We start from the raw sequence: 21,189 nt of genomic DNA, 5'->3' as shown, positions 1-21,189 counted from the left end.
TTCTATTCATCTCCTTTCCTTGGAACAATTATTTCAACCACTGTTCCACTTTCAAATTTACTTTTGACTAAAAACTCAAATTCATTACCATAAAACAATTTCAACCTTGTGTATACATTTTTAAGTCCTACATGAGCATCCTTTTGATCTGACTTGAGCCTTGAAATAAGCTTTTCGTATTCATCTTCCTTCATTCCAATTCCATTATCCTCAACCTTAATTACTATTTTTTCTTCTCTTTTGAAAATTCTGATACTAATATAACCCTTTCCAACTTTAGGTTCAATTCCGTGCTTAATCGAATTCTCTACAAGAGGTTGTATTATAAAAGGTAGTATCTTATAATCAAAAAGTTCTTCATCAACCTGAATATCAAAATCTATTCTATCTCCAAATCTGAATTTTTGAATCTCCAAAAACTGTTGAACAAATTCTACCTCTTCTTTCAATGAAATCAGTTCTGAACTTACTGTTATGCTTCTTCTTAACAGGTTACTCAGAAGATATACAATATGTGAAATTTCTTCTTGTCCGTTACAAACTGCTTTCATTCTTATTGCTTCAAGGGTATTAAAGAGAAAGTGAGGATTTATCTGGCTTGATAGCATTTCAAACTGAATCTCCCGTTGTTTGGTGAGTATTTGTTGTTTTTGAATCTCTGCTAAATAAACCTGTTCAATAAGATTTTTAATATTTTTTGCCATTTCACTTACATTTTCTGCAAGCTGACCTATTTCATCTTTTCCCAGAATTTCTATGCTGGTGTCAAGGTGCCCATGTGAAATCTGATTTACTTTTTCATTTAATACAGTTAACCTGTCAGTAATAAACTTTGAAAAAAGAAGCATCAAGAATAAAGAAATTAATAAATCTGTTGTTATCACACCGAACGCAAAAAGTGATATTCTATTTGGTACCTTAAAAATTTCTTTTTTAGAGAAAAAAGAAATAATTTTTAAGTAATTGCCACTTGTTACATTCGGCATAATAGTTCCAACAAAAGCCATAAAATCTTGCTGGTTTATCTTGACACTCTCAACTAACCTATCATCCCCACCAAAAGGTGTTATATCTATACTTTTACCAACCAAATTTTGATCGTTTGCTGCAACTATGGTTCCTTTATCAGTAACAACAATGGTGTTTCCGTTTTGAGAGAGAATCTCATCAATTCTTTCCTTTTTTATGTAAATTACCATTACACCAAGTTTCTCTCCAAAAGAATTCTTAATTAGCCTTACCAAACTAAAATAATACTGTGGTCTGAAGGGGTCATTATCAAAGACAAGTTCCCATAATATTTTACCATCTTTTTCAACTGCATGAACAAACCACTTTTGTCTTCTAACAAAGTCATCTATTTTCACAAACTCCCCTGTCTCGAGAAGTGTTGGATTAAAAGCAAATACTCTAATAGCATGAATATTTTTGTAATATATGGAGATCAAATTAGAAAATTCTGTATACGATGTATAATCTTCATATAGCTTTGATATGTCATTATACTCAGTAGAAAGTATACCTAATAATTTTTTATCAAGGTATAGCTTGTTTGAAATATCCACAGCATTTTGTAAAACATCTAAGAGCTTATTTTTTACATCCTGGACGTTCCTTTTTGTATTACTCACTGCATTTTCCAAAGCAATAGAATGAAGATTTAAAAAAAGAATAATCCCCAAAATAATTTGGGGAATAAATGCTGATATGAGAAATGCCAGTATAAATTTTTTCCTCATTTGAAGATTTGTAAGAAGGCTTTTCATACCTTTCACCACACATAAAGCTGGTCATGTTTTCATTTTAGCTTAAAAATTTTTTCAAAAGCAATGGAAAAAATCAAATTACTTTCAATACAGCAGTATCGTCACTAATAATTACTCTGCTGCCTTTTTCTTTGACCTCTACACTTGCTCCTGACAAAGCTTCTATCTTTAGAGAATCAAAATACAAACTCCATGGTTTTTTCGTATCCTTTATCTTTGTCACATAAATAATATCTTTATCCCTTATCACTTCAATTTCAACTTCTGCCTTACCTTCTGTATTTCTTACCTGAGACTTCACAGTTTTCCCGCTATCAATATGGTAAACATTGAGCACCACATTATCAGCATAATCATAGTCGGGTTTTGTGTCTACACTTCCCATTGGGATTATAGTATTTGGCCTTGCTAAAAGTGGAAGGCTAAAATAGCCGTGCTTTTCTTTTCTCCATCTGCCACCTTCAATCTTTTTTCCTGTCAGAATATTTGTCCAAACCCCTTCTGGCACATAATACTCAACATATCCATCTTTTGAAAAGACTGGTGCAACTAAAAGGCTGTCTCCAAGCATATATTGCCTGTCAAGATAAAGGCATGCTGGGTCGTCAGGAAACTCTAAGACCATTGGTCTTAAAACAGGAATTCCTCTTTCTGTCGCTTCTACAGCCGCTGAAAAGATGTATGGCATAAGCTTGCATTTTAATTTTGTAAAGAACCTAAGTACATCAACCGCCTCTTCGTCATAAAGCCATGGAACTTTATAGGCAGAATTCCCATGAAGTCTGCTGTGTGAAGACAAAAGCCCAAATGCCACCCATCTTTTATAAAGGTCTGCTGTGGCTGTGCTCTCAAAGCCACCTATGTCATGACTCCAAAAACCAAACCCGCAAAGTGAAAGTGAAAGACCACCCCTGAGTGTTTCTGCCATGGACTCATATGAAGCCAAACAGTCTCCACCCCAGTGTACAGGAAATTTCTGGCTTCCTGCTGTTGCTGACCTTGCAAACACTGCTGCATTTCCTTTGCCAAACGCCTCTTGAAGCGTCTCAAACACAGTCTTGTTGTAAAGGTATGTGTAATAGTTGTGCATCTTTTGAGGGTCAGAACCATCAAAGTATACAACATCTGTTGGAATTCTTTCACCAAAATCTGTCTTAAAACAGTCAACCCCCATTCTAATTAGATCTTTGAGCTTTTCTGCATACCACTTGCACGCCTCTGGGTTTGTAAAATCAACAATAGCCATACCAGGTTGCCAGCTATCTGTCTGCCAAATATCTCCGTTTGGTTTTTTTAGAAAATATCCTTTCTCTTTTCCCTCATCAAAAAGTTTTGAAAGCTGAGACACATAAGGATTTATCCAAACACAAATTTTAACTCCCTTTTCTTTTAATCTTTCAAGCATATTTTTCGGGTCTGGGAAAACTCTTTTGTCCCATTCAAAGTCAACCCAGTGCATATCTTTCATCCAGAAACAGTCAAAATGGAATACATGAAGTGGAATATCTCTTTCAATCATTCCATCTATAAAACTTGTGACTGTTTTCTCATCATAGTTTGTAGTAAATGAGGTTGTAAGCCACAGCCCAAAAGACCATGCAGGTGGAAGACTTGGCCTTCCTGTCAGCTTTGTGTAATTTTCTAAAACATTTTTCATATCGCTGCCACCAACTATGAAATACTCCAAATATTCACCTTCCACAGAAAACTGAACTCTCTCGACATTCTCAGATGCAACCTCAAACGACACACGTCCCGGGTCATTGACAAAAACACCATACCCACGGTTTGTGATGTAAAAAGGAATGTTCTTGTAAGCAAGCTCAGAAATTGTACCACCATCTTCGTTCCACATATCAACCACTTGTCCGTTTTTAACAAAAGGAGTAAACCTTTCGCCCAGCCCGTAAACGCACTCGCCAACACTCAAAGAAAGCTGTTCTCTCATGTAAGCAGTATTATCAGGCATGATTGCATAGCCAAAATATTTACAACCATTTTTTGTTAGATATTTATCTTGGTAGTAATATGTTACCCCCCATCCGCCTTTTTTATTAATGGTAGCTTTGAGCTTTCCACTTGTTATTACTATATTATCTGAAAAATCTTCTATTGAAGGACAGTATCCTTCTTCTTGATGAAATTCAAAATATGGCTTTTTATCCTTTTGTCCTTTGTAGTGCCAAATTTGCACTCTTATAACATCCTCAAAAGGTGAAGAGAATCGTATGGTAAAAACAGGACCTTGAAGTGTTTGCCCTCTGTTTGTAATGAAGTGAGCCGGTGCGAAAATAGTAACTGAATCTTTTGCAACTTCATAATCATACACATGAGCTGGATGATATAATCTTATTCCTTCTTTGACACGCCAAAAACCGTCTGTAAATTTCATTTCAAGTAATTCCCCCTTATTTAGAGTGAAAATGGATCATTGTTAAAGAGAAGTTTGGAAATAATCTAGTCTTATTATAAAAGACCTCTTTTCTTACTTCTCATACTCTTTTGCAAAAAAGTATAAATACCTTGCTCTAAACAAGTACCATGGGATTATTATCCATTTTTTTTAGTACTATATTTTAAAGTATAATAATTTGAGGTATAATGATTCGGAGTACATTAATATTGAGGTGAAAATTACAAGATATTTTTCTTGTATTTGAACGGAGTAATGCCCACATACTCTTTAAACACTTTGATAAAGTAACTTACATTGTTAAAACCTACTTCAAATGCAATCTCAGAAATACTCATGTTTGTGTTTTTGATAAGCTCTATTGCCTTTTCAACCCTGAACTTGTTTATGTAATCAACTGGTGTAAGATGAGTAATCTCCTTAAAAAGACGACAAAAATAGAATTTGCTCAGGTTTGCGAGCTTTGCAAGCAGGTCAATATCAAGTTCAGATGAATAGTGAGAATTGATGTAATCAAGTGCGGATTTTATCTTTTCAAGTTTCAAATCAAGCTCTCTATCAGCACCACCGGCTGTTATATATCCTTTATTAAAAAGATGATAAAATATGACAAATAAATAGCCTTTTACTAAGAGTTCATAACCTTTTTTTCTTTCTTTCCACACTGTTATTATGTTTGAAATCAGCTCTCCAACACAAGAGTCATCAAACTTATTTTGAACAAGCGCTTTTCTTTCTAAAATAGATTGCAAGTATTTGTTTTTGCATATATCTGGGCCTTCAGAAAAGAGCATGCTTAAATTGAACACAATAGCATAAGGCTCTGGATTTTCTTCAGCTTTTCCACCGTGAATTGAGCCACAGTTGACAAATAAAAACTGTTTTGGTCCCAAAAAATATTCTTTGCCATCAACTCTAAAACTTGCTGTTCCTTTTTCAAGATAGACTATCTCAAATTCATCATGCCAGTGAGGAAGAAGGGTATTGTTTTCATGAACAAATATTTTTTCATACACATTTATAGGAAACACAGCACTGCCATGCTGAACCTTTTCTTTGAGCTTTAGTCTTTCATCCATTGTGATTTCCCCACTTTATTGTATGTTTTAAACAAAAGCAATATATGAGTCTCAATTAGATTTTAACACAACTACAACAAAATAAAAAGCTGCCGCTTTTTCAAAAATTGCGGCAGCTCATTTTCATCTCTCGATATTCTTATTTATTTTTTCATCTTCATAACCTCTTTTGCTTTATTTACAATCTCCTCTGCTGTAAGCTTATAGTATTTTAGAACATCTTCAGGCTTACCTGATCTTCCAAACTCATCATTTACACCAACCATTTTTACCGGTACAGGATAGTTTTGAATCAAAACCTCAGAAACAGCACTTCCAAAACCACCCAGCACATTGTGCTCTTCTGCTGTGACAATGCAGCCAGTCACTTTTGCAACATCTAAAATCAAATCAACATCAATTGGTTTTATGCACGGCATGTCAACAAGATATACTGAATTTCCCTCATCCTGTAACATTTTTGCAGCCTTTATAGCTTCATGGACCATCAGCCCTGTTGCCAAAATTCCAACATCTGTACCTTTTTGAAGAACAATGCCTTTGCCAAGAGTGAGCTTTAGCTCTCCTTTTTTGTAAATCTCCTCAACACCGAGTCTGCCCAGACGAATATAAACAGGGCCTTCATGCTCAATTGCAAGTCTTACACACTCATATGTGGATGCTGCATCAGAAGGAGAGAGTACCACCATCCCAGGGATTACTCTCATCAAAGCTATATCTTCAAGCATCTGATGCGATGCTCCATCTTCGCCGATTGATACACCTGCATGTGATGCTCCAATCTTGACATTTAGATGTGGATAACCTATTGAGTTTCTCACCTGGTCATAAGCTCTTCCAGCGGCAAATACTGCAAATGTGCTTGCAAACGGAATCTTGCCGCATGTTGCAAGTCCTGCTGCTGTTGCCATAAGGTCCTGTTCTGCAATTCCTATATTGAAAAACCTGTCAGGAAATTTCTTTTTGAAAATCTCTGTCCTTGTTGATTTTGAAAGGTCAGCATCAAGCACAACAATGTCTTTGTATACTTCACCAAACTCAGCCAATGCCTGACCATATGCTTCTCTTGTCGCTATCTTTGCCATCTTATCCTTGCACCTCCAAACTTTCTAGCTGCTTTTGTAGCTCCTCTAAAGCTTTTTGTGCCTGCTCTTTATTTGGTGCTGTTCCATGCCAGCCAGCTTCATTTTCCATAAAAGATACGCCTTTGCCCTTCACTGTTTCAGCAATTATGATTGTTGGTTTCCCTTTTATTGTTTTTGCCTCGTTTACAGCCTTTTCAATCTGATTAAAATCATGTCCGTCTATTTTTATCACATGCCAGCCAAATGCTTTGAACTTCTCATCAACAGGCTCGGGGGACATAACCTCTGTGATTTTTCCATCTATCTGAAGCCCATTGTGGTCTAAAAAGGCTGTAAGATTGTCAAGTTTGTAATGAGCAGCAGTCATGGCAGCTTCCCAAATTTGACCTTCCTGAATCTCACCATCACCAAGCAAAACATAAACTCTATAGTCTTTTCCATCCAGCTTTGCAGCCAATGCCATACCGTTTGCAACAGACAAACCTTGCCCAAGTGACCCTGTTGACATTTCAACTCCAGGCACTTTTTTCATGTCAGGATGGCCCTGCAAATTTGAATGAATTTGTCTGAAGCCTGTAAGCTCATCTTTGTTGATGAAACCCTTTTCAGCCAAAACAGCATACAAAAGAGGGGATGCGTGACCTTTGGAAAGAACAAATCTGTCTCTGTTGGGGTCTTTTGGATTTTTCGGGTCAATGTTCATCTCAACAAAGTAAAGATATGTCAAAATTTCAACGCCAGAGAGCGACCCGCCAGGATGACCAGACCCTGCCGATGCAGTTTGAATAATTATGCTCTTTCTTATTTCAGTCGCTATCTTTTTGAGTTCAAGTTCTTTTGCCTTGTCCATCTTAGCTTTTAAACCTCCTTTGCAAAATACAATTTTTGGGTTGGTTTTTGCCTGTTAATTGGTGTTCTTAGTATCTTTTTTCTTTATATTATACCATCAAATCATTTTTTTCTCAAACAGAAAAACCTTCACCTAAAACCTCACGAACATCTGTCAAAATCACAAATGCTCTCTGGTCAATGCTCTTGACAAGGTTTTTGACACGGCTCACCTCATGTCTTTTTACAACGCACAGCAGAACATTTTTCTCTGTCTTTGTCCACATCCCAATACCATGAAGCCCTGTTACACCTCTGTCAAGCTCCTTTAAAATCTTTTCAGCAATTATGTCAGATTTATCTGAGATTATTATTAGCGCCTTTGCAAAGTTGACACCCTCAAGTATCGCGTCAATAAGTTTTGAACATGCAAAGAGGGTCAAAACTGCCCAAAGTCCAAGCTCATAGTTTTTAAACACAACCGATGCAAGCACAATAACAGCAACGTCAAGTCCCAAAAGAATTTGGCCAACAGAGATAAATGAAATGAACTTGTGAATTATCTTTGCAAGCATCTCTGTTCCACCAGTTGTTGCACCAAACAACAGAACAATTGCAAGACCAATCCCCATCAGCGCTCCACCAAACACCGACGCCAAAAGTTTATCATATGTAATGCATGGCACAAATGTTGTAATGTCTGTAAGCACCGAAAGTATCACTGTCCCATAAACGCTTTTTACACCAAAATCCACGCCAATTGTTCTAACACCAAGAATAAAGGCAGGAATGTTTAATGCAAGCATTGTCATACCAACAGGAAGCTTGTAGTGTGAAACATAATATACAACTGTTGCAATACCCGAAAAACCACCAGCTGCAATCTTATTTGGAACAAGAAAAAGATTCAAAGACAGTGCAACCAAAAGTGAACCAAAAGTTATTGCAGCATATTCATATATTACCCTGAAAATTTTTTTAAGCATTTATCTTCCCCCAAATATCCTGTTTTTCAAAACAACAAATACAAATTTAGGAAGTGCAAGCATCCTTTTGAACCTCCAGGGCTGGGTCATAAGTCTATAAAACCATTCAAGCCCAAGTCTTTGGAACATCTTGGGTGCTCTTTTTACCTCACCTGACAAAACATCAAGGCTGCCACCAACACCCATAATGAGCTTACATTTGAGCTTCTTTTTATTTTTGTAAATCCATTCTTCCTGTCTTTTCATACCCATTGCAACAAATAAAACATCTGCTTTTGAGGAGTTTATAATCTCCAAAACCGTGTTATTCTCTTCTTCACTAAAATATCCATGATGAACCCCACAAATTTCTAAATTTTTAAACTGTTTTAACAGATTCTCTTTTGCTTTTTCGGCAACCCCCGGTTTTGCACCAAGCAAGAATACTCTTGCTCTTTTTTTCTCAAGCTCTGGCATAAGAGACATCATAAGGTCAAAACCTGTGACCCTTTCATACAGCTTTTCACCAAAATACTTTGAAGCCCACACAACACCAATACCGTCAGGCACGTTTAAATCGCCCGAATTTAAAACTTTTCTAAATTTTTCATCCTTTCGGGCCAGCATTATCATCTCTACATTGGGTGTAAATACCGCTTTGGGTGAAGATGCAGATAAAAAGTCAATGCATTTTTTCTTTGCCTTATCAAAATTGATACAATCGACTCTTACACCCAAAACATTGATGCTCTTTCTTTTTTTGATTGAGGCCAAGGCTTCTTTTAAAATCTCAAATGATTTTTCAGCCTTCTGAACCAAGTTCTGGGTGGTCTGCTCTATCTTCTTTTGAATTTTTGGTTCATGAAGCATGTACTGGATGTTCAAAAGCACATTGTTAACATCAAAACTGTCAACATACCCCGCCGGTTTTAAACCATATATTTTAAGAAAGCTGTCAATTTTAGGGTCATAGGATATTCCAACAAACCTCTTGTTCATTTTAGCTGCGAATATGAGGCTGTGAAGCCGCATACCAACTATTAAATCAAAATATCTAAAAATACCTAAAAGTTCATGAGGCTGAAGATTTTCAGAAAGAATATATGGTTTTGTTTTCATTTTTGAAACAATTTCATTTATCTTTATTATGTCCCACTTGCCCTGAAAAGGAATAAAAACTACATTATATCCTTCATTTTCTATAAGAATGTCCGCAATCTGAGCAATTTTGTCGGTCATATCTTTTTCTTTTTTCCACTTTCTTACCACTATCCCTATTGTCTTTTTACTAAAGTCTATGTTATATTTTTCTAATAATTTTTCAACTTTCTTCTCACAGCAAGGACTCATTAAAAATGCAGGGTCTGCCGACAAGTCTACTTTATTTTTAAGCTTTAGTCTGTGCAACAGGTCAAAAGAGTCATAGTCTCTTACTGTAATATAATCAGCAAGTTTGATTATATGCTTGAAAATCAAAATATTATACCACTTTTTTATTGGTCCTATCCCCTGAGAAAAAATAAAAACCTTCTTGCCAAACAGTTTGGCAATAAAAATTTGAAACAGGTAATAATAAAGACTTCTGTTGCTTGTCTCATTCTGAAAAAGACTTCCTCCACCAGAAATAAAAACATCACACCTTTTTAGTGCCTTTACAACCTGCCATATCTTTTTCCTATTTACAGACTCTACATTGTAAATACTACTTGTCAGCTGCGGTCTCGATGAAAGTACAATAATATTTAAATCTTCATTCTCTTGCCTTTCATACTCTCTCAGTCTATCTATTAAAACCCTTAGTATGGCCTCATCACCAGTATTTAATTGTCCATAATATCCTGATATAACAATATTTTTCATTCTCTTTTCTCACCCAAATTTTATATTTTGAATAAACTAAAGTCTTGTTGCAGAAAATAAACCTTGAAAGTTGCAAATTCAAATCAAAATGGAGGTATTGAAGATGCCAGACAGAATCACATGCAATGTTTCAGACTGTATGTACTGGGATAACAAAAGATGTACTGCCCCATCAATTGAAGTCTCTGTAGACGGTGGTGGCTCATCTGCTCATGGAACAAAAGAAAAGACAAACTGCCACACATATCAGCTCAAAAGATAACACCTATCTTTTGACTTCACTTCCATAAGGACAGACCCTCATGCATATGCCGCACACCTGACCCCGCCCAATGCACTTAAACTTTTCCTTCATATAACTGCTGCATGCATGGGGGTCTATCATCTCGTTTCTATCAATACCTAAATGCCATGTTCTCCCATAGATTGCCTGTGCAGGACAGCTCACAACGCAAAGATTGCAATCGCCACATTTTGGCTCAATAACATTATTTTTAATTTCATTTTCTGGCTCATACGTTGTGAGTATTGTACCAAGGCGCACGCGCGGCCCAAATCTTTCATGAATAAAAAGATTGCTCTTTCCAATAAAACCCATGCCAGACAGTACTGCTCCTATCTTGTGTGACAGCACACCCGAAAACCCATTGTCCTTACCGTGGACACTTTGTGATGCAGCAATACTTAAAGCATAATATCCTTTTGATTCTAAAAACAGCACACCTTTTAAGGTCAAAAGGTCAATGAGGTTGTTTACAGCTTTGTAGTGATGATAGTATGTAAACGTCGGTGAGTCTACAATCTCGTTTACGATGGCATCTGAAAGCTTTATAACCACTGTTATACATGTTTTGAACATCTTCAGTTCATCTGGCAGGTATGGATTTATAGAAGAAAACCCCACATCACTTGCACCCTCGGAAATTAACATCTTTTTGAGCTCTTCTAAAAGCATTTTTCAATCATCTCTCTTTAGCTAAAATATAAAATTCAAGACTTCCTCTATATTTGACATACCATAGACTTCAATAGTGCCGTCATTTTGGATTGATTCCATATTTCTCTTTGGAATGATAGCCCTTTTAAACCCCAGTTTTTTTGCTTCATTCAATCTTTTTTCTATATTAGACACAGCTCTAATCTCGCCTGTCAAACCCACTTCACCTATTAATACAGTATCTCCAATAGGAATTCCTTTATAACTTGAAGCTATTGCACACACAATTGCAAGGTCTGCCGCTGGCTCTGAAACCTTAAACCCGCCTGCTACGTTTACATATATATCCTGAGTGCTCAGTACAAGTCCAATTTTCTTTTCAAGCACAGCACAGAGCATCACGCATCTATTATAATCAATTCCAGTCACTGTCCTTCTTGGAGTGCCAAAAGATGTTGGAGTGCTAAGCGCCTGTATCTCTAAAAGAATAGACCTTGTTCCTTCTATTGCTGAGTAAATAGCAACACCCTCAACATTGTAGGAGCTTTCCAAAAAAATGCTTGAAGGATTTTTTACCTCAACAAGTCCACCGTCTGTCATCTCAAAAATTCCAAGCTGGTTTGTAGGACCAAATCTATTTTTATAAGCTCTGATTACCCTATAGGTGTTAAACCTCTCTCCTTCAAAATACAAAACACAGTCAACCATGTGTTCTAAAACCCTCGGTCCTGCAATAAGACCATCTTTTGTCACATGCCCCACAATTACAGCTGTTATTTTATAAGTCTTTGCGATTTTTAAAAGCTGCATTGTCACGTCTCTGACCTGGGTTACACTTCCCGGCGCTGACTGGTTTTCTGGTATATACATGGTCTGTATAGAATCAATTATAACAAACTCTGGTTTTGTTTCCAAGATAATATTTTTTACCAAATCAAAATTAGTTTCACACACAACATCAAAGTTTCCATCAATATTGAGCCTTTGTGCTCGAAGTTTTAGCTGGTTTGCTCCTTCCTCGCCTGAGACATATAAAACCTTCATTCTTTCACTTAATATATTTGCAACCTGCAAAAGCAAAGTTGACTTTCCAATCCCCGGCTCACCACCAAGCAAAACAAGCTCTCCCTTTACAAATCCGCCACCAAGGACACCATCCAGCTCTTCTATGCCAGACAAAAACCTTTCTTCTCTTGTGCTGACATTAGAAAGTTTTAATACTGCTGAATTCTCTTTTGAAATAGAGATAGTTTCTTTTTTGTTTTGGTCCATTCTTTCAAGTACAAAGGTGTCCCAGCTTGAACAGTTTGGACATCTTCCAAGCCATTTTGAGGTTCTAAAGCCGCACTCCTGGCAAACATAAACGCTTTTTGTTTTCATTTTAGTTTCTCCTCAAAATCATTTCAAATCCACACGATATATTTTTATCATATTTTCACCCTTTTATAAAGAGTTATGATATAATCTAATCGATAGGCCATTTAATTTGAGGAGGTTTGTTTTTCTAAAATGAAGGTTCTGCACCTTATAAGCGGTGGTGATACAGGAGGAGCAAAGACACATATAATAAACCTGTGTTCAAAGCTAAAAGATATTGTCAGTCTTAAAATTATATGTTTCATGTACGGGCAATTCTATGAAGAGGTAAAAAATGCTGGGATTGACATAGATGTTATTCAGCAATCTTCTCGATTTGACTTGAGCGTGGTTGACAAGATAGCACATATCGTTGAGGCTGAAGGTTATGATATAATCCATTGCCACGGCGCAAGAGCAAATTTCATTGGAATGTTTCTAAAACGAAAAATCAAAAACAAGCCATTTATCACAACAGTACATAGTGATTTTGATTTGGATTTTCAAGATATTTTTTACAAAAGAGTAGTGTTTTCATTTCTTAACAAACTTGCTTTAAAAAGATTTGACTATTTTATTTCTGTGGGCTCTGCACTGATTGACAAGATAAAAGGGCTTGGAGTAAGAGAAGATAGGATTTTTCTTTTGTACAACGGTTTTGATTTTTCAAAAGAGATACATTATGTGCAAAAGGATGAGTTCTTATCAAGATTTCTTGATAGAAAAGTATTTGATTCCAAAATAATAATAGGGAACTTGAGCAGGTTATACAAGGTAAAAGGTCTGGATGTGTTTATAAAAGCTGCAAATATAATAGCCAAAAAATATCCTGATGTCATTTTTTTAATCGGCGGAAGTGGTCCTCAAAAGGAGTTTTTAAAGCAAATGATAAGTGAATACAATTTAAATGACAGAGTATTTCTACTTGGCAGTATAAAAAATCCATATGACTTTTTTAATAGCATAGATATAAATGTCATCAGTTCATATTCTGAAACCTTCCCATATTCAATCTTAGAAGCAACAGCACTTGAAAAGTGCTGTATATCAAGCAAAGTAGGCTCCGTGCCAGATCTGATTGAAGATGGCAAAAACGGTTTTTTATTTGGGGTTGGAGATTATAAAGGGCTTGCTCAAAAGATAGAAATACTTTTGCAAAATAAAAATCTCATCAAAGAGTTTGGACAGCTTCTTTCTAAAAAAGCAAGAGAAAAGTTCTCTGCGGAAAATATGGCAAAAATGCAATTTGAGATTTATAAAAGCATACTTTCAAAAAAGTAAAAGGGCTACCTACTTGAAAAGTCTTATTTTCAAACCTCCTTACTAAGGTAGCCCTTTTGATTTTATAAACTTTAAGAAATTCATAGCTTTACGTTTCTTTCCTTGCTACTAATCCTTATAACTTCACTTACCTCTGATACAAAAATCTTACCATCACCTGGATTTCCTGTTGAACAGCACTCCAAAATAATGTCAATCACCTTTTCAAACTTCTCATCACTCACAACAATCATCACAAGCACTTTTGGAAGAAGGTCCACGGTATAGCTTCCAGCTCTCCACTGCAAGGTAATACCGCGCTGGATGCCTCTTCCTTTAACTCTCATAACTGTCATTCCGTATATGCCCTCTTTTTCAAGGCACTCTTTGAGGTCATTGAGCTTTTCCTCTCTTATGATGGCCTCTATTTTCTTCATCTCAAAACACCCCCAAAATTAAATTCCGCCATAAGCCTCTTCGCCATGCTGAGATATGTCAAGACCAACAGTCTCCTCTTCATATGTCACTGCCAAACCAACTGTTTTATCAAGCACTTTTGAAATTATTATGGTCACAATAAACGAAAACGCCCAGACAACTAACACTGAGATAAGCTGAACAAAAAACAGCTTGTAGTTTCCAAACAAGAGCCCATCATTTCCTGCTGGATTTACCGCCTTGCTTGCAAATATTCCTGTTGCAAGCGCCCCCCAAGTTCCACCCATTCCGTGGCAAGCCCAAACATCTAACGTCTCATCAAGTTCTAATCTTTCTCTCAGTCTAATACAGTAAAATGATATTATGGAAGCAACTGCACCAATCACAATTGCTGAAAGAGAGTTTACATAACCTGATGCAGGTGTTATTGCAACAAGCCCAACAACTGCACCTGTTGCAATCCCAATTGCGCTTGGTTTTTTGTAAAGCCAGCTTATAATCATCCAGGAAACTGCAGCAGAGGCTGCCGCAACATTTGTGACAACAAAGGCATTTACTCCGATCTCGTTTGCAGCTAAGCTGCTTCCGCCGTTGAACCCGAACCATCCAAACCAGAGTAAAAATGCACCAACAAGGGTTAAAGGAATATTATTTGGCTCCATCTGAACTTTGCCAAAGTCCTTTCTTTTTCTTAGCACAAGGGAAAGCGCCAGAGCTGACACACCAGCAGTAATATGAACAACAGTACCTCCTGCAAAGTCTAAAGCTCCTAAGTTTTTGAGCCATCCGCCTTTTGCCCACACCCAATGCGCAACTGGATTGTAAACAAATATTGACCATAGTAATGTAAAAAGTATATAACTGCTAAATTTTATTCTCTCAACATAAGCACCTACAATAAGCGCAGGAGTAATTGCTGCAAACATCATCTGAAATGCCATAAACAAAAGGTGTGGAATGCTACCTGCATAGTCAGGGTTAGGCTTATATCCAACATTTTTTAACCCTGCCCACTCAAAGCCCCCAATCAATCCAAACTTGTCAGGTCCAAAAGCCATGCTATAACCGATCAAAACCCATTCAATGCTTATTAATCCCAGAGTCAGTGCTGACATGGTAATTGTGGAAAGAAGGTTTTTTCTTCTGACCATACCTCCATAAAAAAGACCTACTGCTGGTGTCATCAGCATAACCAAAGCAGTTGAAATTAAAACCCATACAATGTCTGCATAGTTCATCCAAAACACCCCCAAATTTTATTTTGAAAGTCTATATCCGCCCAAAATGCAAAATGGGGACATACCTTTTTTGGTATGCCCCCATTGGCAATTACAATTTTATTATATTCTCTTGTGCGTAAATTGTCAATAGGTGAAAGAGAAAAACTTCTAAATTGCAAAAATAAAAGCTCCTTGGAAAAAGGAGCTGTAAAAATTCCTTTATCTTTTTGAGAACTGGGGTGCTCTCCTTGCTTTCTTGAGACCGTATTTCTTTCTCTCCACCATACGTGGGTCTCTTGTAAGAAATCCTGCTTTTTTCAAAGCTGGTCTTAAAGTTGGGTCAGCAAGCACAAGTGCTCTTGCAATACCATGTCTTACTGCACCTGCTTGACCAGAAAGACCGCCGCCTTTAACCTTCGCAATTACATCATATTTGTTGAGTGTCTCAGTAAGTGTCAATGGCTGCTTTACAATAATTCTCAATGTCTCAAGAGGAAAATACTCTTCCATGTTCTTATCGTTCACAATAATTTTGCCACTTCCAGGTGAAAGCCAAACCTTTGCAACAGAAGTTTTTCTTCTACCAGTTGCATAGTATTTTACCTGTGCCACTTTCATATCCTCCCCTTACAAAACTATATTTCCAGCACTTCCGGCTTCTGTGCTGCATGTGGGTGATTTGGTCCTCTGTAAACTTTGAGCTTTCTCATGAACCTATCTCTAAGCCTATTTTTAGGAAGCATTCCGCGCACCGCAATCTCAATTGCCTTCTCCGGATGCTTTTCAAGAAGTCTGCGATATGGGATAAACTTGAGTCCACCTGGATACTTTGTATGATATCTGTATCCATCCTTATCAAGCTTTTTGCCAGTCAACACAACCTTTTCAGCATTGATTACAATAACATAGTCGCCAGTGTCAACATTCGGAGTAAACTGAGGTTTGTGCTTGCCTCTCAATATCACAGCAATTTTAGCTGCAAGTCTTCCAAGCGGCTTTCCTGTTGCATCAATAACATACCACTTCTTCGGAACCTCGTTTGGTTTTGCAAGGTATGTCTTCATCGCTTCTCCCTACACTCCTTTTGAAATTTTGTTTTCTGAAAATCTATATTATCAACTCATACTCGGGGCCTCATTTTAAAACATAAAATATTCTAATACATTATATTGTCAATGTCAATTGCTTGGACAAGGATTTTTGAATAACCTCAAGAATACTTTCATTCTAAAAATACAAGGCATCTAACAAAAATTTTGGTAAAATATCAATGTAAGCTATGCATTGATAAGAAAGGGGGAAATCTTATTGAAATATTTGGTTGCACCAGATAAATATAAAGGGTCGTTTGACGCTTTTGTTGCATCCGAAATAATAAAAGAAGCTATTGTTGAGGTTGACAAAGGTGCAGAAGTTTTTCAGCTTCCGCTTGCCGACGGTGGAGAAGGAACCTTGACCGCTCTATCTAAAATTTTTGGTGCCAAAATAGAAGAGGTTGAGGTAAATGACCCTCTTTTTAGGAAAATTAAAAGCAGAATAGGATTTTTTGAAGACAAAGCAATCATTGAAATGGCAGAATGTTCAGGTCTTCTCCTTTTAAAAGATGAAGAAAGAAATCCTCTTTACACAACAACATATGGTGTTGGTGAGCTCATCAAATACGCAATTTCAAAAGGAGTTAAAGAAATCATCATTGGCATTGGCGGCTCTGCAACAAATGATGCAGGTACAGGAATGCTGAGTGCGCTTGGAATGAAATTTTTGAATGAAAATGGAGAGGAATTAAAACCAATCGGAGAAAACTTGATTAAAATAAAAAAGATAGATGATTCAGAATTCTTGAATGAAGTTCGCAAAGTAAAATTTACAGTTTTGTGTGATGTTACAAATCCATTATACGGAGAAAATGGTGCAGCGTATGTGTTTGCACCTCAAAAAGGGGCAGATGAAAATGCTGTAAAGCTTCTTGATGAAGGATTAAAAAATTTTGCAAATGTCGCTAAAGAGTATCTTGGAAAAGACTTATCGCTATCCAGCGGAGCTGGTGCTGCAGGAGGCTTGGGATTTGCACTTTTGGCTTTTTTAAACGCTCAGTATGTATCGGGAATAGACTATATACTGAGTGCTTCGAACGCTGAAGAACATGTCAAATGGACAGATATTGTCATCACTGGTGAAGGAAGATTTGACAGGCAAAGCCTATCTGGAAAATCCACAATTGGAATTGCCCGGCTTGGTGCAAAGTTTGGCAAAATGGTAATTGTTATTTCAGGGTCAATTGATTGTCCTTTTGAAGAGTACACAAAAGAAGGTATAACCTCAATTTTCTCTATTGTTGATATGGCATCATCTCTTGACAGATGTCTCAAAGAAGCATCACGGCTACTTAAAGAAACTACAAAGAGTATTGTGAATTTGATTTTAAGAGTAAAAAATCTTTAAAAAAGCAGATAAAATCATCAGGGCTATTCCTCCTTGCTCATGGAATAGCCCAGTTAGTTTTACTCTATGCAAAAACAATGTGGATATCTTGTGCTATAGCACTTTTCTGGCAATTTGATAACCAGAGCGTTTTCTAACTGTTCAAATTCAACCTCATTTTCAAATCCCAAAAGTTTTACCTTTTTCACAAAAATACCACTTGATAGTCCCAAACTTTTGATGATTGCCTTGTGGTCCCCTGGATATTTCATTTGAAAAGCAAAAATTTTTCCATCTTTTTGGGTAAATCTAAAATCCTCTTGCGTCCACTCAAGCTTTTTTTCCTGAAAAGCTCCACCTTGCCCTTTTGTCGGACCTTCTCCATATCTTATCCATGGACGTGTTGCATATATACCTTCTCCGTTTACTTTTATCCATTTTGCAATCTCATCAAGAATATAAAGACATTCTTCATCCAGCGTGCCATCTGGTTTTTGCGGAATATTCAAAAGCAGGTTTCCACCTTTGCTGACAATATCAATAAGCATTTCAATTACCTGTTGCGGAGTTTTATATACAGCTCTTACATCATAAAACCAGCCACCTAAACATGTATCCGTCTGCCATGGATGAGACAGGATATCTTCGGCAGCTCCACGTTCAATGTCCAAAACACCAATTTTATAGACTTCTGGATTTGTGTCTTTTTGAGTGTATACTGCTTGATTTATACCACCGTGATTTTTGGCACTTGTATTGTAAAGATGCGCAACAATATTGAGTCCAACCTCCCCAAAAGGAACACCGCCGTCTGAATATAAAAAGTCTGGCTCATACTGGTCAATCAAATCTTTGATTCTTAAAAACCATTTCATATGCCACTGTGGATTGGGCGAGTACCAATTGACAATCTTTCCATGCTGTTTTTCCAACTCGTACTCGTCCCTATTTGGATGATAAAAATCCTCAAAAGCCGGGTCATTCCCATCATATGGGATACCTTTATATGGTCCTTTTGTGTCATGTCCTTTACTTGTCGCAAACCACGAAAAGCTTGCAGCCAAATGTTCTGATACACCAAACGGAAGACCTCTTTCTCTTGCAGCTTTGCACCACATTCCAACAATATCTTTCTTAGGGCCCATATTCACTGCATTCCACCTATGGTATCGAGAATTCCAGTTATCAAAGTTATCGTGGTGAACAGCCTGAGCAACAAAATATTTTGCACCTGCTTTGATATACAGATCAATCAGCTGCTCCGGGTCAAAATTTTCAGCTTTCCACATCTGAACAATATCTTTGTAACCAACCTTTGAAGGATGACCATACTTGCGCCAGTGATAGTAGTATTGTGGAGAACCTTCAATGTATATATTTCTTGCATACCAATCTCCATACATTGGTACAGATTGTGGTCCCCAGTGTGCCCAAATTCCAAACTTTGCATCCAAAAACCATTGAGGGCATTTGAATTGTCTTAAAGATTCCCAAGTAGGTTCAAATGGGCCTTTTTGAATGGTTTTAAAAAGTTCATTCATATAAAGATACCTCCTTGCACACAAATTATTTTAAATTTTTATATATCTTGGAACAGTCTTCAATAATCTTTTACCTATAATGACATTTAATTTTATATTTGATATTTTCAATATCACTCCTTTCTTTTTGTTTTTGAAATGCAAAACTCATTGGCAAAAAGGAAATTAAGTTCGTGAAACGTTTAACTTTTGTTTTACAGAAACACTTTCTCAATTTTCTCTACAAAAAATTGAATATCCAGCAATATACTGTAAAATAAAAACTTCTTAGTTTTGCCCTATCACGTTTTTATTATATTCCTATATACATTTTTCTTGTCAACTACAAATATATTGAATAACTAAAATAGGCGCAGAGTTATTTATCACAATGGATAAAATGTTTTAAAACATTAAGGAATAACTTATAAAAAAATTGGAGCTGTCTCTATCCTGGCATGAATATCATGAATATAATTAAAAAGTGTAATCTCCCATCCAAAAGAAAAATCAATAAACTACCAGGATGGAAGGACAGCCTGCTATGAATATTATATCATATCACGAGATAAGGAAAATATTTTCTGAAAAAGCAAGATAATTAATCCAAAAAGCGTTAAAAAAAATAACAAAAACATACTAAAGACTGTTAAATATTAGGTGTGTCAAGGCGCACTGTAAGAAGAGGAATATATAGTCCCCTTGAGGATAAATTCAAGAAAACCTAAAACTTTCCCTGAAAAACTTTCTTCTGAACTTGAAAATCTCATTATCGAGAAATTTTCAAAGAACTATCTTCAGATACAAACGTTTGTCTCTTTGCTAGCTCAGCAAATATGAGGTTAAAATAAGCAAAAATACAAAAATAAAATTTTTCCTAAAGTATGTTTTGCCTTAAATTTACAATATTTATTAATTCATCCAAATGATATAATTATCTACCACTCAATATTTTTTGTGTTTATGTGAATAATTAATAACTATACTGTAATTACCGCTTTAATGCACTTGTCTTTGTTTTCTCTCACAAATTCAAATGCTTCAGTTGCTTCATCGAACTTAAATCTATGAGTTATTAACTTTTTAACCTTTTCTAAATTATTTGATAAAACATCAATTGCTTTTCTGTAAGTATTTGCATATCTAAAAACACCATAAATGTTATACTCATTATCAACTATAGAATTTATATTAACTGATACTTCGTTGTCTGGCAATAACCCTATTAAAACTATTCTTCCACCTCGTTTAGTTATTTCAAATGCTAATCTGCTCGTTTCTTTAGAACCAGCTGTCTCAAAAGTTACATCTGGGCCTACATTTTGTGTCGCTTCAAGTATTAATTGTTTATAATTGCTGTCTTTAGCATTTATTATATGAGTAGCACCTAATTCATTTGCAGCATTCAATCTTAGAGGTTGGACATCTACAGCAATTATTTGACTCGCTCCAAAAGCTTTCACTGCTAAAATAGTTAACAACCCAACTGGCCCCAAACCTAAAATTAAAACATTATCTCCAAGTTTTACATTACCTCTTATAGCACCATGAATACCAACTGACAAAGGTTCAACTAAAGTTGCAACATCATATTCGATGTTATCAGGAATTTTAAATAAATAATCTTCTTTTACCGCTAAATATTCACATAATGCTCCATCAACAGGTGGTGTAGCCAAAAACTTAACATCAGGACATAGATTATATCGTCCACTCTTACAATATTCACATTTCCCACAAGTCACTCCAGGTTCAATAACTACTTTATCTCCAACATTAAATTTTTTCACATTCCTCCCTATACTAATAACTTCTCCACTTGCTTCATGACCCAAAATTAATGGTTTTTCCACTACATAATTACCTATTTTCCCATGTTCGTAATAATGAATATCAGAACCACAAATCCCTACACATTTGACAGCGACTAATACTTCATCCTCCATAATCACAGGTCTATTCCTTATTTCCATTTTTAAAACTTTTGGTTTTTCCAAAACAACAGCCTTCATCGTTTCCACAAAGGAGACCCCCCTTCTAT

Annotated in this window: 18 protein-coding genes and 1 pseudogene; 4 read left to right on the top strand and 15 right to left on the bottom strand. The window is 36.2% G+C overall.

The annotated features are described in order from the left end of the window. Positions 1–2: 2 nt before the first annotated feature. The 7 genes from OTK01_RS03410 to csaB all read right to left on the bottom strand — a co-directional run bounded on the left by OTK01_RS03410 (position 3) and on the right by csaB (position 9,996). Complete coding sequence (locus tag OTK01_RS03410) at positions 3–1,766, bottom strand: cache domain-containing sensor histidine kinase (protein ID WP_029229086.1); 1,764 nt, start codon at positions 1,764–1,766, stop codon at positions 3–5. A 73-nt stretch (positions 1,767–1,839) separates the two neighbouring features. Next, entirely contained in the window at positions 1,840–4,158 is a 2,319-nt protein-coding gene (yicI, locus tag OTK01_RS03405; RefSeq protein WP_029229087.1) for an alpha-xylosidase, read from the bottom strand. A 242-nt stretch (positions 4,159–4,400) separates the two neighbouring features. Beyond that, a complete protein-coding gene (locus OTK01_RS03400) occupies positions 4,401–5,258 on the bottom strand; it encodes an AraC family transcriptional regulator (RefSeq protein ID WP_029229088.1) in 858 nt (285 codons plus the stop codon). Between the two features lie 143 nt (positions 5,259–5,401). Beyond that, a complete protein-coding gene (locus tag OTK01_RS03395; protein WP_029229089.1) occupies positions 5,402–6,343 on the bottom strand; it encodes a transketolase family protein in 942 nt (313 codons plus the stop codon). 1 nt (position 6,344) lies between these two features. Beyond that, complete coding sequence (locus OTK01_RS03390) at positions 6,345–7,193, bottom strand: transketolase (RefSeq protein ID WP_029229090.1); 849 nt, start codon at positions 7,191–7,193, stop codon at positions 6,345–6,347. 112 nt (positions 7,194–7,305) lie between these two features. Beyond that, on the bottom strand, positions 7,306–8,157 hold the full coding sequence (locus OTK01_RS03385; protein WP_029229091.1) for a YitT family protein: 852 nt from the start codon (positions 8,155–8,157) through the stop codon (positions 7,306–7,308). Further along, the gene (csaB, locus tag OTK01_RS03380; RefSeq protein ID WP_029229092.1) at positions 8,158–9,996 is read right to left on the bottom strand and encodes a polysaccharide pyruvyl transferase CsaB; all 1,839 of its coding nucleotides are present in this window, start codon (positions 9,994–9,996) and stop codon (positions 8,158–8,160) included. Between the two features lie 103 nt (positions 9,997–10,099). Between csaB and OTK01_RS03375 the strand changes: the two genes are divergently transcribed. Continuing rightward, entirely contained in the window at positions 10,100–10,258 is a 159-nt protein-coding gene (locus OTK01_RS03375; protein ID WP_084694653.1) for a DUF1540 domain-containing protein, read from the top strand. Positions 10,259–10,261: 3 nt separating this feature from the next. Here OTK01_RS03375 and OTK01_RS03370 read toward each other — a convergent pair whose 3' ends face one another. After that, a complete protein-coding gene (locus tag OTK01_RS03370; protein ID WP_029229093.1) occupies positions 10,262–10,951 on the bottom strand; it encodes a 4Fe-4S double cluster binding domain-containing protein in 690 nt (229 codons plus the stop codon). Positions 10,952–10,972: 21 nt separating this feature from the next. Then, complete coding sequence (gene radA, locus OTK01_RS03365) at positions 10,973–12,313, bottom strand: DNA repair protein RadA (protein WP_029229094.1); 1,341 nt, start codon at positions 12,311–12,313, stop codon at positions 10,973–10,975. 129 nt (positions 12,314–12,442) lie between these two features. Between radA and OTK01_RS03360 the strand changes: the two genes are divergently transcribed. Beyond that, positions 12,443–13,570 carry a glycosyltransferase gene (locus OTK01_RS03360; RefSeq protein ID WP_029229095.1) on the top strand — a complete coding sequence of 376 codons (1,128 nt, stop codon included), beginning with the start codon at positions 12,443–12,445 and terminating at the stop codon, positions 13,568–13,570. 80 nt (positions 13,571–13,650) lie between these two features. On the opposite strand, the gene OTK01_RS03355 is transcribed toward OTK01_RS03360, so the two are convergent. From OTK01_RS03355 to rplM, 4 genes are all read right to left on the bottom strand, one after another. Then, positions 13,651–13,986, bottom strand: a complete 336-nt coding sequence (locus OTK01_RS03355) for a P-II family nitrogen regulator (RefSeq protein WP_013291111.1) — start codon at positions 13,984–13,986, stop codon at positions 13,651–13,653. A gap of 18 nt (positions 13,987–14,004) precedes the next feature. Continuing rightward, positions 14,005–15,225 carry an ammonium transporter gene (locus tag OTK01_RS03350; protein WP_029229096.1) on the bottom strand — a complete coding sequence of 407 codons (1,221 nt, stop codon included), beginning with the start codon at positions 15,223–15,225 and terminating at the stop codon, positions 14,005–14,007. A gap of 201 nt (positions 15,226–15,426) precedes the next feature. Continuing rightward, positions 15,427–15,819 carry a 30S ribosomal protein S9 gene (gene rpsI / locus OTK01_RS03345; RefSeq protein ID WP_029229097.1) on the bottom strand — a complete coding sequence of 131 codons (393 nt, stop codon included), beginning with the start codon at positions 15,817–15,819 and terminating at the stop codon, positions 15,427–15,429. A gap of 23 nt (positions 15,820–15,842) precedes the next feature. Further along, positions 15,843–16,271 (bottom strand): 50S ribosomal protein L13, encoded by a 429-nt coding sequence (gene rplM / locus OTK01_RS03340; protein WP_013291114.1) that lies wholly within the window; start codon positions 16,269–16,271, stop codon positions 15,843–15,845. A 244-nt stretch (positions 16,272–16,515) separates the two neighbouring features. On the opposite strand from rplM, the gene OTK01_RS03335 reads away from it, so the two are divergent. Continuing rightward, entirely contained in the window at positions 16,516–17,649 is a 1,134-nt protein-coding gene (locus OTK01_RS03335) for a glycerate kinase (protein WP_029229098.1), read from the top strand. Between the two features lie 59 nt (positions 17,650–17,708). Here OTK01_RS03335 and OTK01_RS03330 read toward each other — a convergent pair whose 3' ends face one another. Beyond that, a complete protein-coding gene (locus tag OTK01_RS03330; RefSeq protein WP_029229099.1) occupies positions 17,709–19,169 on the bottom strand; it encodes an alpha-L-fucosidase in 1,461 nt (486 codons plus the stop codon). Between the two features lie 523 nt (positions 19,170–19,692). Between OTK01_RS03330 and OTK01_RS03325 the strand changes: the two are divergent. Continuing rightward, a pseudogene (locus OTK01_RS03325) lies at positions 19,693–19,971 on the top strand (IS481 family transposase); the annotation flags it as partial. A gap of 157 nt (positions 19,972–20,128) precedes the next feature. Here OTK01_RS03325 and OTK01_RS03320 read toward each other — a convergent pair. Next, positions 20,129–21,169, bottom strand: a complete 1,041-nt coding sequence (locus OTK01_RS03320) for an NAD(P)-dependent alcohol dehydrogenase (protein WP_029229100.1) — start codon at positions 21,167–21,169, stop codon at positions 20,129–20,131. Positions 21,170–21,189: the final 20 nt, after the last annotated feature.

The sequence above is a fragment of the Caldicellulosiruptor acetigenus genome (assembly GCF_026914305.1).
Taxonomy (GTDB): Bacteria; Bacillota; Thermoanaerobacteria; order Caldicellulosiruptorales; family Caldicellulosiruptoraceae; genus Caldicellulosiruptor; species Caldicellulosiruptor acetigenus.
The sequence above is the reverse complement of the archived record's forward strand: the minus strand, read 5'-3'. Positions and strand labels throughout refer to the sequence as shown.

What these genes read in the sequence shown, in the direction of transcription:
- rplM (WP_013291114.1), bottom strand. Translation starts at nt 16,271, where the DNA reads ATGAAGACATACCTTGCAAAACCAAACGAGGTTCCGAAGAAGTGGTAT.
- OTK01_RS03375 (WP_084694653.1), top strand. Translation starts at nt 10,100, where the DNA reads ATGCCAGACAGAATCACATGCAATGTTTCAGACTGTATGTACTGGGAT.
- radA (WP_029229094.1), bottom strand. Translation starts at nt 12,313, where the DNA reads ATGAAAACAAAAAGCGTTTATGTTTGCCAGGAGTGCGGCTTTAGAACC.
- OTK01_RS03355 (WP_013291111.1), bottom strand. Translation starts at nt 13,986, where the DNA reads ATGAAGAAAATAGAGGCCATCATAAGAGAGGAAAAGCTCAATGACCTC.
- OTK01_RS03400 (WP_029229088.1), bottom strand. Translation starts at nt 5,258, where the DNA reads ATGGATGAAAGACTAAAGCTCAAAGAAAAGGTTCAGCATGGCAGTGCT.
- OTK01_RS03370 (WP_029229093.1), bottom strand. Translation starts at nt 10,951, where the DNA reads ATGCTTTTAGAAGAGCTCAAAAAGATGTTAATTTCCGAGGGTGCAAGT.
- OTK01_RS03395 (WP_029229089.1), bottom strand. Translation starts at nt 6,343, where the DNA reads ATGGCAAAGATAGCGACAAGAGAAGCATATGGTCAGGCATTGGCTGAG.
- OTK01_RS03390 (WP_029229090.1), bottom strand. Translation starts at nt 7,193, where the DNA reads ATGGACAAGGCAAAAGAACTTGAACTCAAAAAGATAGCGACTGAAATA.
- csaB (WP_029229092.1), bottom strand. Translation starts at nt 9,996, where the DNA reads ATGAAAAATATTGTTATATCAGGATATTATGGACAATTAAATACTGGT.
- OTK01_RS03330 (WP_029229099.1), bottom strand. Translation starts at nt 19,169, where the DNA reads ATGAATGAACTTTTTAAAACCATTCAAAAAGGCCCATTTGAACCTACT.
- yicI (WP_029229087.1), bottom strand. Translation starts at nt 4,158, where the DNA reads ATGAAATTTACAGACGGTTTTTGGCGTGTCAAAGAAGGAATAAGATTA.
- OTK01_RS03410 (WP_029229086.1), bottom strand. Translation starts at nt 1,766, where the DNA reads ATGAAAAGCCTTCTTACAAATCTTCAAATGAGGAAAAAATTTATACTG.
- OTK01_RS03360 (WP_029229095.1), top strand. Translation starts at nt 12,443, where the DNA reads ATGAAGGTTCTGCACCTTATAAGCGGTGGTGATACAGGAGGAGCAAAG.
- OTK01_RS03350 (WP_029229096.1), bottom strand. Translation starts at nt 15,225, where the DNA reads ATGAACTATGCAGACATTGTATGGGTTTTAATTTCAACTGCTTTGGTT.
- OTK01_RS03385 (WP_029229091.1), bottom strand. Translation starts at nt 8,157, where the DNA reads ATGCTTAAAAAAATTTTCAGGGTAATATATGAATATGCTGCAATAACT.